8 protein-coding genes are annotated in these 15587 nt (G+C 66.6%); 5 read left to right on the plus strand and 3 right to left on the minus strand.

What is annotated here, in order from left to right:
• Window positions 1-4 precede the first annotated feature (4 nt).
• Both AX672_RS11325 and AX672_RS11330 read left to right on the plus strand, forming a co-directional pair.
• Window positions 5-3055: a TonB-dependent receptor domain-containing protein gene (locus tag AX672_RS11325; RefSeq protein ID WP_066651451.1), complete on the plus strand. Its 3051-nt coding sequence runs from the start codon at window positions 5-7 to the stop codon at window positions 3053-3055.
• Between the two features lie 10 nt (window positions 3056-3065).
• Complete coding sequence (locus AX672_RS11330) at window positions 3066-3998, plus strand: glycosyl transferase family 1 (protein ID WP_066651453.1); 933 nt, start codon at window positions 3066-3068, stop codon at window positions 3996-3998.
• Window positions 3999-4004: 6 nt separating this feature from the next.
• Here AX672_RS11330 and AX672_RS11335 read toward each other — a convergent pair whose 3' ends face one another.
• A complete protein-coding gene (locus AX672_RS11335; protein WP_066651455.1) occupies window positions 4005-4259 on the minus strand; it encodes a hypothetical protein in 255 nt (84 codons plus the stop codon).
• A gap of 91 nt (window positions 4260-4350) precedes the next feature.
• Between AX672_RS11335 and manD the strand changes: the two genes are divergently transcribed.
• The 3 genes from manD to AX672_RS11350 are packed head-to-tail and all read left to right on the plus strand — an operon-like array spanning window position 4351 to window position 9241.
• Entirely contained in the window at window positions 4351-5559 is a 1209-nt protein-coding gene (gene manD, locus AX672_RS11340; RefSeq protein WP_066651457.1) for a D-mannonate dehydratase ManD, read from the plus strand.
• Window positions 5547-6827, plus strand: a complete 1281-nt coding sequence (locus tag AX672_RS11345; RefSeq protein WP_202189315.1) for an MFS transporter — start codon at window positions 5547-5549, stop codon at window positions 6825-6827. Before manD ends, AX672_RS11345 begins: the two co-directional genes overlap by 13 nt.
• Entirely contained in the window at window positions 6824-9241 is a 2418-nt protein-coding gene (locus tag AX672_RS11350) for a glycoside hydrolase family 31 protein (protein WP_066651459.1), read from the plus strand. The genes AX672_RS11345 and AX672_RS11350 overlap by 4 nt, the downstream gene beginning before the upstream one ends.
• 32 nt (window positions 9242-9273) lie before the next feature.
• On the opposite strand, the gene AX672_RS11355 is transcribed toward AX672_RS11350, so the two are convergent.
• Both AX672_RS11355 and AX672_RS11360 read right to left on the minus strand, forming a co-directional pair.
• Entirely contained in the window at window positions 9274-10440 is a 1167-nt protein-coding gene (locus AX672_RS11355; RefSeq protein ID WP_066651464.1) for a hypothetical protein, read from the minus strand.
• Window positions 10437-15500, minus strand: coding sequence for a hypothetical protein (locus AX672_RS11360; protein WP_231731293.1), 5064 nt, complete (start codon window positions 15498-15500; stop codon window positions 10437-10439). The genes AX672_RS11355 and AX672_RS11360 overlap by 4 nt, the downstream gene beginning before the upstream one ends.
• Window positions 15501-15587 lie beyond the last annotated feature (87 nt).

The following is a 15587-nucleotide window of genomic DNA, read 5'->3' on the forward strand; positions in this document are numbered from 1 at the left end:
GAAAATGAAGATCGGATGGAAGACGGCGCTGCTGCTGGCAGGCGCCAGCGTTACGATGCCGGCCTATGCGCAGACGGCAGCACCCGCGCCTGACGCACCTGCCGAAGAACCGACGCAGGAAGTCGTGGTCGTCGGCTCGCAGATCCGCGGCAAGGCGACGCAGGCGTTGCCGGTGACGGTGCTCGACACCAAGCAGATCGACGCGACCGGTGCGCTGTCGGGCGACGAACTCTTCCGCGCGATCCCGCAGCTCGGTGACGTGACGTTCAACCCGTCGAACAATCCGCAGACCAGCAATGCTGCGCGCGGCGACGTCAATTCGATCAACTTGCGCAACCTGGGCGTCGGCAACACGCTGGTGCTGCTCAACGGCCGTCGCCTCGTCTCGCACCCGACCAGCCAGGCGGGCGAAGGCAATGTGCCGGTGCTGGGATATAATTCCAACTCGATCCCGGTCGCCAATATCCAGCGGCTGGAAATCCTGCGTGACGGCGCCGCCGCCATTTACGGCGCCGATGCCGTCGCGGGCGTGGTCAACACGGTGCTGAAGGAAAATTACGACGGCATCTCGATCGACGGTCGCTTGGGCGGCGCGCTCGGCACGCATCGCCGCGAATATCAGTTTACCGGCGTGTTCGGGAAGAAGTTCGCGGGCGGCAAGGGCAATGTCACGTTGTTCCTCGACTGGACGCAGCGCGACGCTCAGCTTTCCGAGGACCAGCCCTATACCGCGACCAACGACCTGCGGCCGTTCTTCGCAAACAACCCGGCCTTTGCCGGCAATACCGCCGCTGACGGGCGCGCGACGCAGTCGCCCTGGGCCAATCTGACCGTCGTCGGCGGCCCCGGCACGATCCGGCGCGGGACGACCGCGCTGACGTCCTCAGCCGGTGTCTTTCACACGCAATCGGCGCTCAATCCGGGCTGTCTGGTGACCATTTCGGTCAACACCTGCTTCGGCAGCGGGACGCGCGCGACCAACACAACGCTGCGCAACGAGCGTTTCGACAACGCCGTCAACACCACGGTGACGCCGGGCATCGAACGCTTCAACAGCTTCCTGACCGCGCATTATGAAATCAGCGACCGCGTCACTGCCTATACCGAAATCGGCTTCTACCGGGCGATGAGCAAGGCAGTGCAGCCGCCGACGATCAACCTCAACGCGATCGTCATCCCGGCGAGCAATTACTGGAACCCGTTCGGCCCCGTTACCTTTGCCAATGGTCAGGCAAACCCCAACCGCATTCCCGGCCTAACCAACGTTCCCGCCGCGGGGTTGCCGGTGCAGCTCAGCACCTATCGCTATGTCGATACCGGGCCGCAATATGTCGATGTGACCAACTGGCAGGCGCGTTTCCTGGCGGGGTTGCGCGGCAAGATCGGCGGCTTCGACTTTGACTCGGCGCTGCTTTATTCGGAAGCCGAGGCGGTCGATCGGTCGGACGCGATCAACATGACCCGGCTGCAGCAGAGCCTCGCGCTGTCGACGCCCGATGCCTATAACCCCTTCAGCGGCGGATGCAGCGCAACCCCGGCAATTGGCGACTGCTCGCCATCGTCGCAGGTCGCGATCGACAGCATCTTGTTCAAGCTGGTGCGGCGGTCGAAGACCACGCTGGCGCTCGGCGATTTCAAGATGTCGCGCCCTGATCTGCTCAAGCTGCCCGGTGGCGATCTCGGCATCGCTTTCGGCATCGAAGGGCGGCGCGAAACGCAGCAGGACATCCGCGACGACAATCTGAACGGCACGATCCCGTTCACGGATGCAGTCACTGGCGCGGTGTCGCTCAGCAACGTCGCAGCGGTCAGCCCGACGCCGAGCACGAGCGGCAGCCGCTTCGTCTTCTCGGCCTTCGGCGAGCTTGCCGTGCCGGTGATTTCGCCCGACATGAGCATTCCGCTGGTGCGTCGCATCGACGTGCAGTTCGCGGGCCGATTTGAGCATTATAGCGATTTCGGTTCGATCTTCCGGCCCAAGGTGGCGGGGGCGTGGGACATCGTCGATGGCCTGCGCATCCGTGGGTCCTATTCGACCGGCTTCCGCGCGCCCAACCTCGAACAGACGCGGACGGTGCAATATTCGCGCCTCGGCTCGAACACCGACTATTACCGATGCGAAGCCGATCTACGGGCGCGGCGCATCGCCAATTTCACACTCTGCAATCGCGGCATCAGCTATTCGATCTTCGTCTCCGGCAATCCCAATCTGCAGCCGGAAACCAGCACCAACTGGACGGTGGGCACGGTGCTCGAGCCCAAGTTCATGCCCAGCCGGTTCGGCAAGCTGACGGTGACGGCCGATTTCTGGTCGATCAACCAGGTCGGCATCGTCGGCCAGTTCGGGCCGCAGAATGCGCTGGTGCTCGATTATCTGTTGCGCCAGCAGGGATCGAGCAACCCGAACGTCATCCGCGCCGCGGTCACGACCGACGATACGCCGCTGTTCACCGGCACTGGCCTCGCGCCGGCGGGCGCGGTGACCCAGATTCGCGACCAGTTCGTCAACCTGTTGCCGCAGACGGTGCAGGGCGTTGATCTCGCGCTGCTTTATCAGCTCCACGACACGCCGATCGGCGATTTCGACATCGACTTCAACATCGCGCGCCTCACCAAATTCTCGCGCGAAGTGCCGCCGGGCATTCAGGTGCTGTTCGCTGCCCGCGCGGCGGGCGCGATCAACGCGGCGACGCCGCTCACCGACTCAAGCGACCTGATCAAAACGCGCAGCCGCCCTGAATGGCGCACGAGCACCACCATCACCTGGTCGCTCAAGCAGTTTCAGGTCGGTACGCAGATCACCACGGTCAGCGACGTCAACGACACCAGTTTCCTCGACGTGAACGGCAATCCTTATGTCGTGGCCGGGCAGGCAACGGTGAACCTCTATGCGCAATATCGCTTCAAGCGCGGCCCGCTCGACGGCACCCGGGTGCGGATTGGCGTGCGCAATCTGTTCGATGTCGATCCGCCGCTGGCCAGTGACGGCTATCTCGGCGCGCTCTACAATCCCTATGGTCGCTATCTCTATGTGACCATCGGCAAGCGGTTCTGACGGAGGCGGTATGACGGGGCGGCAGATCCTGATCCTGTTGGCAGCGGCGCTGTGGGCTTGGCCGGCAGCGGCGCAGCGGGCGGCGGTGCCTGCTGCCCCTGCTGCCCCTGCCGCTCCGGTCGCGCAGGCACCGGCGAAGGCGCGGACGATCCTGTTCGTCGGCAACAGCTTCACTTATGCCGCCTATTCGCCGGTCCGCCGCTATCGCGCCGAAACCGTCACTGACCTGAACCAGAACGGCATCGGCGGCGTGCCGGCGCTGTTCAAGCGCTTCACCGAACAGGTCGGGCTCAACTACGCGGTCAGCCTTGAGACCAGCGGGGGCAAGGGGCTCGACTGGCATTATGACAGCCGGCGCGCGGTGCTCGACCGGGCGTGGGACGTGGTGATCCTGCAAGGGCACAGCCTGCTCGATCGCGAGCGGCCGGGCGATCCGGCGCTGCACGTCCGCTATGCCGGGCTGCTGGCGGCGATGTTCGCGGCGCGCAATCCGGCAGTCGATGTCGAACTGAGTGCCACCTGGGCGCGTGCCGACATGGTCTATCAGCCTGGCAGCCGCTGGTCGGGGCAGCCGATCGAGCAGATGGCGCTCGACCTGCGCCGGGGCGCCGACATGGCGCGCGCCGCCGCGCCACAGATCCGCGGCATCATCCCGATCGGCGAAGCGTGGAGCCGGGCGATCGCTGCACGCATCGCCGATCCCAATCCCTATGACGGCATTGCCTTCAACCAGGTCGATCTGTGGACCTTCGACCATTATCACGGCAGCGCTTACGGCTATTATCTGGAAGCGCTCCTGATCTTCGGGCGCGTGACCGGGCTCGACCCGCGCCGGCTGGGCGCGAAGGAACTGGCCGCCGACGACTTGGGCTTTGCCCCCAGCGTTACCGAAGCGCTGCAGCGCGTCGCCGCCGAGCAACTCGCGAACGAAGCCGCGCGCTAGCGGCGGTCAGACCGCGCTGCCATAGCGCTGCCGCGTTGCGGCGTCGGTCGCGCGCGCCTGCTCGATCGCTTGTTCGACCGCTTCGCTTTCGATCAGCAACCGCGCTTCGAGGATTTCGACCGGGCGGAAATCGGTCGTGTCGGCCTCCGCGAACGGCACCCGCGCGCCGATCGGATCGTCGCCATCGGCAATCTGCCGCGCCAATGTCTGCGCGACCTGCACATAGAGGCGGCGGGCATCGTCGCGTGGGGGACCCGCCATGGCTTTCTCCCTGGAATTGGTCAGGCCAATAGAGACAGGCCAGCACCGATTGGCTAGCGTGGGCTGACCGGTCAGGGGGGGACAGCAGCCGATGCGAATAACCGATGCACGTGTGATCGTGACGAGCCCGGGGCGCAATTTCGTGACGCTCAAGATCGTGACCGACGAGGGCATCCACGGCATCGGCGACGCGACGCTCAACGGACGCGAGCTGGCCGTCGTCAGCTATCTTCGCGATCATGTCTGCCCGCTGCTGATCGGCCGCGACGCGCGCCGGATCGAGGACATCTGGCAATTGCTCTATCGCGGCGCCTATTGGCGGTGCGGCCCGGTGACGATGCGCGCGATCGCTGCCGTCGACGTGGCGCTGTGGGACATCAAGGGTAAGGCGCTCGGCGCACCCGTTTACGACCTGCTCGGCGGCAAGAGCCGCGACGGCGTGCTCGTCTATGGTCATGCCAATGGCGCCGACATCGCCCATACGATCGACGAAGTCGCGCGCTACATCGACTTGGGCTATCACGCGATCCGCGCGCAGAGCGGGGTGCCAGGGCTCGACAAGCCCTATGGGGTGTCGAAGGACAAGTTGTTCTACGAACCTGCCGACGCCGAACTGCCGACCGAGACGATCTGGTCGACGCCCGAATATCTGCGCCACACGCCGAAGCTGTTCGAGGCATTGCGCGCGAAATTCGGCGAGGCGCCGCTGCTGCTCCACGACGCCCATCACCGGCTGACCCCGCAGGAAGCCGCCAAGCTCGCCAAAAGCCTCGAGCCCTACGACCTGTTCTGGCTCGAGGATGCGACTCCGGCCGAAAATCAGGAAGCCTTCAAGCTGATCCGCCAGCACAGCACGACGCCGCTCGCGGTCGGTGAAGTGTTCAACACGATCTGGGACTGTAAGGACCTGATCCAGAACCAGCTGATCGATTATATCCGCGCGACCATCGTCGGCGCGGGCGGCATCACCCATCTGCGCCGCATCGCCGATTTTGCCGCGATCTGGCAGGTGCGCACCGGCTGCCACGGCGCCACCGACCTGTCGCCCGTCACGATGGGCGCGGCGCTCCATTTCCAGAGCTGGGTGCCCAATTTCGGCATCCAGGAATATATGCGCCACACGCCCGAAACCGACGCGATCTTCCCGCATGCATATTCCTTCGCCGACGGGCTGCTGCATCCGGGTGATGCGCCGGGCCACGGCGTCGACATCGACGAAGAGCTCGCCGCCAAATATCCCTATGACCCGCGCCAGTTGCCGATCGCTCGCTTGCGCGACGGCACGATGTGGAACTGGTGAGCACGCGCCGCTTCAGCATCGTCGGCCTGCGCTGGTGGATCGTCGGCCTTGTCTCGCTCGGCACAATCCTCAACTACCTTGCGCGCAATTCGCTCGGCGTGCTGGCGCCGCAACTCAAGACCGAGCTGCATTTCTCGACCGAGCAATACAGCTATGTCGTCGGCGCGTTCCAGCTCGCCTATACGCTGATGCAGCCGGTGTGCGGGTTCATCGTCGATTCGGTCGGCCTGCGGATTGGTTTTGCGGTATTTGCGGTCGCCTGGTCGGTGTCGAACATGCTCCATGCCTTCGCCGGCGGGTGGCAGGGGCTGGCGTTCTTTCGCGGGCTGCTGGGCCTGAGCGAAGCCGCGGCGATCCCCTCCGGCATGAAGGCGATTGCCGAATGGTTTCCGGCGCGCCAGCGATCGGTGGCGACGGGATGGTTCAATGCCGGCACGTCGCTCGGCGCGGTGCTCGCGCCGCCGGTCGTGATCGGCATCAGCGCGTTCTACGACTGGCAGATGGCGTTCATCGTCACCGGCGCGATCGGGCTGGTCTGGGCGGTGCTGTGGTATGCATTCTACCGCTCGCCCGCCGATCACTTTGCGATAACGCCAGCTGAGCTGACGCTGATCGAGGCCGATCGCCCGCCGGTGATTGCAGGCGCGAAGGTATCGGCGCGGGCAATCGTCGGCACTAGGCGGTTCTGGGCGATCGCGGTGCCGCGCTTCCTCGCCGAGCCGGCATGGCAGACGTTCAGCTTCTGGATCCCGCTCTATCTCGTCACCGAGCGCGGCATGGACTTGAAGCAGATCGCGCTGTTCGCATGGCTGCCGTTCCTTGCCGCCGACATGGGGGGCATCCTTGGCGGCTATCTGTCGCCCTTTCTGATGAAACGCGTGGGGCTGAAGCTGATTCCGTCGCGCGTCACCGGCATTGCGATCGGCGCGGTGCTGATGATCGCCCCGGGCTGCATCGGGCTCGCCACCAGCCCGATGATGGCGATTGCGCTGTTCTGCGTCGGCGGCTTTGCGCATCAGATGATCTCGGTGCTGATCAACACGCTGTCGGCCGACGTCTTCACGCCCGCCGAAGTCGGCACCGCGAACGGCTTCGTCGGCATGGCCGGGTGGACCGGCGGGCTGCTGTTCTCGCTCGCGATCGGACAACTTGCCGACGGCATCGGCTATGCGCCGCTGTTCGCCTGCCTCGCGCTGTTCGACCTGATCGGCGCTGCCGTGCTCATCCTGACGATCAGCCGCCTCGCGGTGCCCGGAGCCGCCAGGTGACGCGGCGCGCGACGATCTCGGCACCGCCCGTGTTCGCGTTCGCCGGGCGCGACGGCGCGCGGGTGACGCTCGCGTCGGACACCGGCGCGGTGGCGCATGTCTTCGTGCTCGAGGAGGATATCGTCCGGCTGCTGCTGCTTGCCGACGGCACGCTGCGCAGCCCGCCGAGCTGGGCGATCGCGCCGGGGGCCGAGGACATCGCCGAGCCCGGCCGCGACCGGATGACGACCCAAGGTTTCGCCTGCCCCGATTTCGATGTCGGCCAGACCGGCGACATCCTGACGATCGCAACCACGCATCTCCGCTTGAGCATCGCCCTCACCGGCCTCCGGTGCCGCTGGGCGCAGCGGGTTGGCGACCAGTGGCACGTGATCGCCGAGGATCGCCCGACGCAGGCCTATGACTTCGGCTGGTGGGACGGGCGCGCGCATCATTATCTCGTCCGCCGCCCCGGGGAGCGTTACTATGGCCTCGGTGAGCGATCGGGACCGATGGACCGGAGCGGGCGGCGCTTCCGCCTGACCAATCTCGACCCGATGGGCTATGATGCGGCAACCAGCGACCCGCTCTACAAGTCGATCCCCTATGTCCTGACCGCACAGGCCGACGGCAGCTGCCACGGCAGTTTCTACGATACGCTCGCCCGCGCGACCTTCGATTTCGGGCAAGAGCTCGACAATTATCACGGGACCTATCGGCACATGGTCGCGGAGCACGGCGATATCGATCTCTACATGATCGCGGGGCCGGATCCGCTGAGCGTCACCAAGCGCTTCACCTGGCTGACCGGACGCCCGGCACTGCCGCCGCGCTGGTCGCTCGGCTATTCGGGCTCGACGATGACCTATACCGACGCGCCCGATGCGCAGCGACGGATGGCCGAATTCATCGACGGGCTGGCGGCGCACGACATCGGCTGTGGCTCGTTTCACCTCTCGTCGGGCTACACCTCGATCGGCGACAAGCGCTACGTCTTCCACTGGAACCGCGACAAATTTCCCAATCCGGCGGGTTTCGCGAAGAGCTATGCCGATGCGGGCGTGAAGCTCGTCGCCAACATCAAGCCCGCGATGCTGCTCGACCATCCGCAGATCGATGCGGTCCGCGACGGCGGGATGCTCATTACCGACGGGCAGGGCGCGCCGAGCGAAGCGCAATTTTGGGATGCGCCGGGCGTCTATCTCGACTTCACCAATCCGGCGACGGCGGCATGGTGGCGCGGGCAGGTGACGACTGCGCTGCTCGACCAAGGGATCACCGCGACCTGGAACGACAATAACGAATATGAGGTCTGGGACGCGCGCGCGCGCATCCATGGCTTCGGCACCCCGCGCGCGGCGGCGGAGGCGCTGCCGCTCCAGCCGCTGCTGATGATGCGCGCGTCGCGCGCGGCCCAGATCGCGCATGCGCCGGCCAAGCGGCCTTATGTCGTCACGCGGTCGGGCATGGCCGGGCTTCAGCGTTACGCGCAGACCTGGTCGGGCGACAATCGCACCGCGTGGCCGACGCTGCGCTACAATCTCAAGATGGGGCTCGGTCTCTCGCTGTCGGGCGTGTCGAACAGCGGGCATGATGTCGGCGGCTTTGCGGGGCCGGCGCCCGACGCCGAACTGCTGATCCGCTGGGTGCAGGCGGGCATATTGATGCCGCGCTTCAGCATCCATAGCTGGAACGACGACCGCACCGTCAACGAGCCGTGGATGCACCCGCACGCGACGCCCGCGATCCGGCGGCTGATGGCGTTGCGCCAGACGCTGATCCCGTTCTTCTACGACCTGCTCCACCGTCATGCGCGCGACTATGAACCGATGCTGCGTCCGCTCTGGCTCGATCATCCGGACGATCCGGCGGCGTGGGCGGATAGCGACGACCATCTGATCGGGCGCAATCTGCTCGCGGCGATCGTCGTCGAACCCGGCGCGACGACGCGGACGGTGCGGCTGCCGGGCGCCGATCATTGGTACGACGTCTGGAGCGGCCAGGCGCATGCGGGCGGCATGCGCGTCGAGGTTGCCGCCCCGCTCGACGGCCCGCCGCCGCTGTTCGCACGCGCCCGATCGGGGCTGTTCGTCGATCTCGCGCGCGGCGGTTTCCGGCCCGGCGCGCTCGAGCGCGGGGTGTGGCTGTTCCCGCCGATCGGCGATGACGAGTTCGCGTGGGAAGCGGTGGAGGACGATGGCGAAAGCGTCGGCGCGCCACTGACGCGCTGGCGGATCGAAGGTAGCGCGCGGGGCGACCGGATCGATCTCGACGTGTCGCGGACGGGTGGCGAGGGTGCCACGACGCTCACGATCCTGCTCCCCGCTGGCGAGCGTCGCCAAGTCGTCGCGCGTGGCGGCACGATCGAAGCGATCGATGCAAACGGTCGCCCCGGCGTGCGAGTCACCCTGCACGTCGCCCCGAGGGCGACCTGAAATGACCGTCGCGCGGCCGCCTGGTGCAATAATCAGTTGATCCGCGCGCGAAACCGCACCGTGAAGCTGCTGTTGGCAGCGAAGGAGCCGCTTGGCGTCAGGCGGATGGCGCGGACATTGGCATCATAGCTGGCCGTCGCCTGATAGGCGTAGCTGGCGCCGCCGTTGTTCGAATAGGCGATGCCGCTGGTGGGCAGCGTCAGCCCGCTCGAGCCGGGCGTGAATTCGAACGGCCCGGTCGCCGGCCCGCCATCATCGACATCGCCGCCGTAAAAGGTGACGTTGGCCGGCAGCACGTCGGTCAGCACCACGGTCGCTGCATCGACCGGGCTGCCGCCGGTGTTGGCGACCGAAAAGGTGTAGATCACATCGGCGCCGGGGATCGCGAAGCGGTTGGTCCCGCTCGTCAGATAGGGCGTCGATGTCTTGGTCACGGTGATGCGCGGCAACGGGCAGTAATTGACGCCGCTGATGCCGATTGCCTGCTGCCCGGTCGAATTCTCGCCGCTGACGAGCGGATAATTGCCGTAACGCAACGTCACGCTGGTCACGGGGGCGGCAAAGCTGACGTTGACGGTGCCCTCATCGGAGTTGTTGCCCGCCGCGGCCGTTCCCGCGGCTTGCGAAACCGTCAGCGATACCGGCGTGGACAGCGTGCCGAAGGCGACGGTCGATCCGGTCGCGGTGCGCGCGGCGGAGGCGCCATTGCCATTACCCGGCGGCGCCGACATTGCGACGGTCCCGGCCGAGCCCGTCACCTGAATCCAGTCGCGGAACTGGTTGGCCGCAAAATCGACGTCGTGCAGCGTGAACGACACGTCGCGCACGGGCTCGGGGAAGTTGTAGGTCAGGGTGACGACGCGCGTCGTGCCGGTCAGGTTGGCGGTGCGACCGCTGAAAATACCGCCGATGGTGAGCGTTTGCGCAAGCGTCGAGCCGGTCACCAGCGTCGTGATTGCGGGCAGCGTCACCCCGCCTGCCGCGGTCGACGACAGGCCATTTTGCGTCAGCGTCATCGTCACCGTTTGTGTCGCGCCATTGCCGTTGCGCGCGGTATAGCTGTAGGTCGTGCCATAGCTTAGCGTCGCCGCGCTCTGGTTCGCGAAGCTGAAGACATAGCGGTTGGCAGCATCGCAATCGGCGCGCGCGGCGCTCGCGCTGGCCAGCAGAAAGACGAACAGGATCAGTCGAGCGATCATTTCTGCAACCCAAGATCGGCCAGCAGGCCATTGTCAAATTTCAGCCGGAACGAGGCATAGACGCCCTGCCGCGTGCTGCGCGCGGCGGCAAAATCGCGGTCGTCGAACCCGGCGATGTTATAGCCGATCACCAGCCAGCCGTTCTTGAAGGGGCGCAGGCCGATCGAGGGTCCGACGGCATAACCGACCGTCGCGGAGCCGGTTGAAAGCCGCGTGCTCGCTGCCACGCCGATATCGATGTGACTATTGAGATCGAAGCGCGTTTCCAGCGCGACGATGTTGCTCCAGCCGCTGATATCGGCATCGCCGAAGCGCGTGTCGACATAGCGGCTGCCCCAGAACAGCGAGATTTCGCTGCGATCGAGCCACTCGCTGCCGCGGTGCTCCTTGGCCGAATAGTTGAGCGACAGGCTGTTGATGATTCGGCGCGACGCAACATCGCCCGAAATGCCGAGCGGTGCGCCGCCGATCGGCCCGGGCTGGCCCAGCACCGCGCCGCGCACCAGATCGCTGCGCGCTTCGAGCTTGTCGAACCAGCTGAACCGCGATGTCGACGGGCGATGCGCCCATGACAGCGCCAGATTGGCGGTTTCGGTGACCTGGCCTGTGCGGTCCTCGGCATGCGCGACGGTCAGCAGGGCGCCGAGCGCGCGGCCTTCGCCGATCCGGCGCAGCAATGATGCGGTGACGGCATAGCGATCGGTCAGCGATCCGGTGCGATATTCGGCGCGCGCAGCGGCACTCCAGCGCTCGCCACGATAGGTCGCGCCGCCGGTGATCGCGACGAAATCCTCAGTGATGCCGCCCTCGCTCGTCAATTGTCCGCCCGATGCGACCGGCTGTGCGGGGTTGATGACCGACGCGGGATCGATGCCCGACAGCGTGCGATTGCCGTCGACCGAGAAATCGACCGACCAGCGGCTGCTGATCGCGATCGTTTGCGCCAGGCCATAGGCGGCGAAGGCGCGCGGACCATATTCGCCGCCGCCCTGCTGGCCGATCGCGCTGGTCAGTCGCGCGCCCGACCACGGCTGGAGATCGACGCCGACGCGCAGCGTGTCGGCCTTCACCTTGTCGCCGCGCGCGCGTTCATAGCTGGCAGCAAGACGTACCGATTTGGTAAGAGCGAAGCGCGCACTGACGCGCTGGCGCGCCGGGAAATCGACACTGGCAGCCTTGCCGAGTGCGAATTCGGTCTGCGCATCGAGTTCGAGCCGATTGTCGAACAGCCGTCGCGTCGCGCCGAGCTGGACGATCGTCGATTGCGCGGTGAGGCCATCGACGCGGTGGTCCTGTGCAAAAGTGACGCCGGCGCGGAAATCCGTCAGCGATGTCCGATACTCGGCAAGCGCGCGGGCCGCGATGCGGCTGGCCGGGGCGCCAAGCGATCGCTCATGCCACGCCGCGCCCGAAATCGTCAGCGGTTCGCTGAGCCGCATGCTGCCTTCAAAGCCGATCGTGCGCCGTGCCTGCGTCGTGCGCGCGGTCTGGCCGATGCCGAAGCCGGCGCCTTCCTGCCGCACATAAGCAAGCAGGTCGAGCTTCTGGCTGTGACGCTCGGCCTCAACCAAATAGGCGATCGACGTGCCGCTGCCGCGCCCGGCTTCGGCAACGCTGGCGGCGGCTTCGGCGCGGATTTCGGTGCTCGCGTCGGGGCGGTAGCGCAGGTCAGCGCCGCCAAGGCTGGTTGCGCCCAGATCATCGGCGTCGCGAATGCCGGTCGCGCCGATCCGCAGCTTGCCGCCCGCCAGCGTCGCGGTTGCGCGTCCGCCGGCATTGAGCGAGCGGCGCCCGACCCCGTTGACTTCATAATCGGCGACGATGATCTGCGGGTCGAGCGACGAACTGCGCGACAGCACCGGCTCGCGGAAACGCAGCGTGCCCGCGCCGTAATCGATGTCGTAATCGATGTGACGCGTCAGCACCCGCCGGTCGACGAGCCTGTCACCGCGCAGCCTGTCGCGCGTTTCTATCGCGATCGTTTCGCTGTTCGCCAGCAGATCGCGCGCGCCGAGCTGATACGGCCCCGACAGGCCGGTCCCTTGAAGTTCGTCGCGCCGGTGGCGGCTCGGCGCGTCGGCGGCAAAGCCGAGCGCGGAGACGTGCGCCGAACGATACTCGGCCTTGATGCCGTTGAACGAGCGGACATAGCGCGCCAGCACCGGCTCATTGATGCCAGTGTCATAATCGCCGAACAAAGCGTAGAATTGCGGGCGCTCGAGCTTGAGATAGAGCTTGCGCACCGATGCCGCGCCAAAGCGGCGTTCGCTCTGGTCGGCATAGACCGTGTAATAGGTGTCGGGGTCGATCGTCCCCCCGAAGCGCGTTTCGCTTTCGCGCTTCTTGCTATCGTAAGCGAGCGTCATCAGCCATTTGCCGCGCACACGACCGCGCGCAAAAAGCGCAATGCGCCCGTCGGCGCTGAGCGAGTCCGTGCTGGTCGCGGCGGGCTCGAGCCCCTGCTTCAGCCGGGTGTAGCCGAGCGTACCCTCGGCCAACCCGACCAATGTCCATGGTCGGTCGCCGGGATCGAGCCACAGGTCGATGCGCCGCTGCCGCGTTGTCCTGCCGTCGGAGAAGGGAAGGACGAGCCCGAGCGCACCGCTGACCGTGGTCGGCTCGAGCATCACCCGCGCGATGCCGTCATCGCCTTCGACCCGCCATTGCGCGCGCGGCCGCTCCATCCCGGCGAGCTGGCGCGCCTGTTCGGCATCGGCCTCGACGGCGGGCGCATAGGGGGCGGGCAGCTGGATATCGCCGGTCAGGCCATGGTGAACCGGGCGGCCGTGGCGGTCGGTGATGCGCAGCGTGATCACCGGTTTGGTGATGCCGTCGGCGACCAGCACCGACTGGTCGCGCAGCACCACGGCGTCCGTCGCCTGTGCGACGAAAGCGACATGGCGTTCGAGCTTTTTGGCCAGGCTGCCGTCGGCGTTGCGGACTTCGGCCGTGAAACGCGTGCCCGTTTCGCCAAGCGGCACGCCGCGCCACAGGCTGACCGAAATCGTCCGCTCGGCATTGGTCTTCTCGCCGTCATAAGTCACTGGATCGACAGGCTTGCCGCCTGCAAACAGCGTGACCTTCTGGCCCGGCAGATATTTGATGACGATACGCACGGCGGGCGCGCGCGGATTGGTATCGGGGCGCGGATAGAGCCAGTCGATGCCGGGGGTGTTGTCGGCGAACCAGTCCTCCTCGCCGCCGGCCGCTTCCTTGTCGCTGGCAACCGCAGCGGGCGTGGCGGGGCGTGACGACGCGCCTGCCGACGGCACATAATCGGGGTCGAGCGCGATGCGGAAATCGGCGCGGTGGAGCGACCCGCCGCTACCTTCGACAAAACGCGAGACCGCGCTGCCGCCGCTGCGCGTGTTGCGCGCGCAGTCGACGGCCTTGGTACCCGCGGGCAAGGTCGATGGCTCGATCGCGACGACATGGACGCCGGGCACGACGCCTTCGAAGTGGTAGCGGCCGTCGGCATCCGTAATGGCATAGCTACCGTCCTCCAGCAGCACGCGCACGCCGCGCACGCCGGGGCGGCCATCAGGGTCGAGCCCGCAATTGCCCGCGATCACGCGGCCGATGATCGTCATGCGATCGGCAATCGTCTCGCGGCTGATCCGCACCACGCTTTCGGCAATCGGGCTTTCGGTGCCGAGCGTGTCGCGTGTGCGTGCGCGATTGACCGCCACACCGTCGCGCGCGTCGAGCCGCACTTCGAGTGCGTAACGGACGACGCGGGCCGCGCCGGGCGGCACCGTGCCCAGGTCGACCGTCAGCTTGCCGCCGTCGGGGCTCGGCTTGACGGCGTCGGGCATTGCGCGCCCATCGACGCGCACGGTGTTGCGCCGCAACCGCATCGCCCCCGGCAGCGTGTCGACCAGCACCAGTCCGCGCTTCGGGCGTAGCGTATCGGGATTGCGCACGGTGACGGTGTAAATCACCAGATCGCCGGGCGCGGCGAGACCACGGTCGGCGACCTTGGTGACGCTGGCGGCGACGCGCGGGCGATCGAGCGGAATATCGACGCGCACCGGCTCGGGCCGGTCGATGATGATGGTGCGCCCATAGGAGCCCTCGCCGATTTCCACCGGCTGGCCGTCGGGGCGGCGCAGCGCGGCCAGCACCTGCGGGCTCGCGGCCGAGGGCGCGGTGTAGGGCGCTGGCGGTTGTACCACGAGGCGATAGCGCCCCTGCGCGACAAACGGGAAACGATAGTCGCCGGGAATGCCGGGATAGAAATGGCCACCCGCATCGGTGACCGGTGCACCGGTCAAAACGGTCGAGGGATAGTCCGACACGCCGTCGCTGCCCTTCACCCGCGCGGGCTGGCCGGTCGCTTCGTCGATCAGCGTGACCGACACGCCGTCGACCGCAGATCCGTCTTCGGAATCGAAGGCGAAGCCATAAGGATCGACGAGGACATTCACCTGCGTCCGGACCAGCGGAAAGCCGTTGCGGGTCGCGAGGCTCGCAACCGACACGATATCGCCTTCCTCGACGGTCAGCACGCAATCACCCTGCACGGCAACCGGCGGTGACAGGCGGGTCTGAACGACGCCGACGAACACGCCGGTGTTCGCGCCGGTTTCATAAATGGTCAGGATTTCGCGATCCTTGCCGTCGCGCGATTCGATGACGCCGGTCAGGCTGTTGATCTTGCCGGGATCGGTGTTGGCGCCGGGAAAGGTAATCGAAAAATAGAGCGGCTCGCCGCCGCGGATGTCGGCGGTCGGCATCAGCTTGGGCTGATCGCCGGCATTCAGCGCGGCATCGTCGAGCGGGACGGAGATCTGACCCGCGCTCCCTTGGCACATCGGCCGCGCCACGGGCCGGGGACTTGCCGTGGGACCATCGCCGAGCCGGAGCGGCGCAATCGAAAAACCCGTGCCAGAGGAGTCTTGCGTCGGGATCGAGACGCGGTTGGACAGCCGGGTCAGCTCGTCACTGCCCGCTTGCCAGCGCGCTTCGGCGACGTTGACGATTTCGCGCACTGCCGGTGCTGCCGAAATATCCTGCGCCCGCGCTGCGCAAACGAGCGCGAACGCGGACAACAGGGTCACGAGCAGAGGCGTAAGAAGGGGACGCAGACTGAACATGGCGTCGTATCAAGCCGCGCCCGCCGTGGGCTGGGGTGGGGGACGGCGGGC

Origin of the sequence: Sphingomonas sp. CCH10-B3 (assembly GCF_001556185.1) — a bacterium.
In the GTDB taxonomy this organism is placed as follows: Bacteria; Pseudomonadota; Alphaproteobacteria; order Sphingomonadales; family Sphingomonadaceae; genus Sphingomonas; species Sphingomonas aquatica.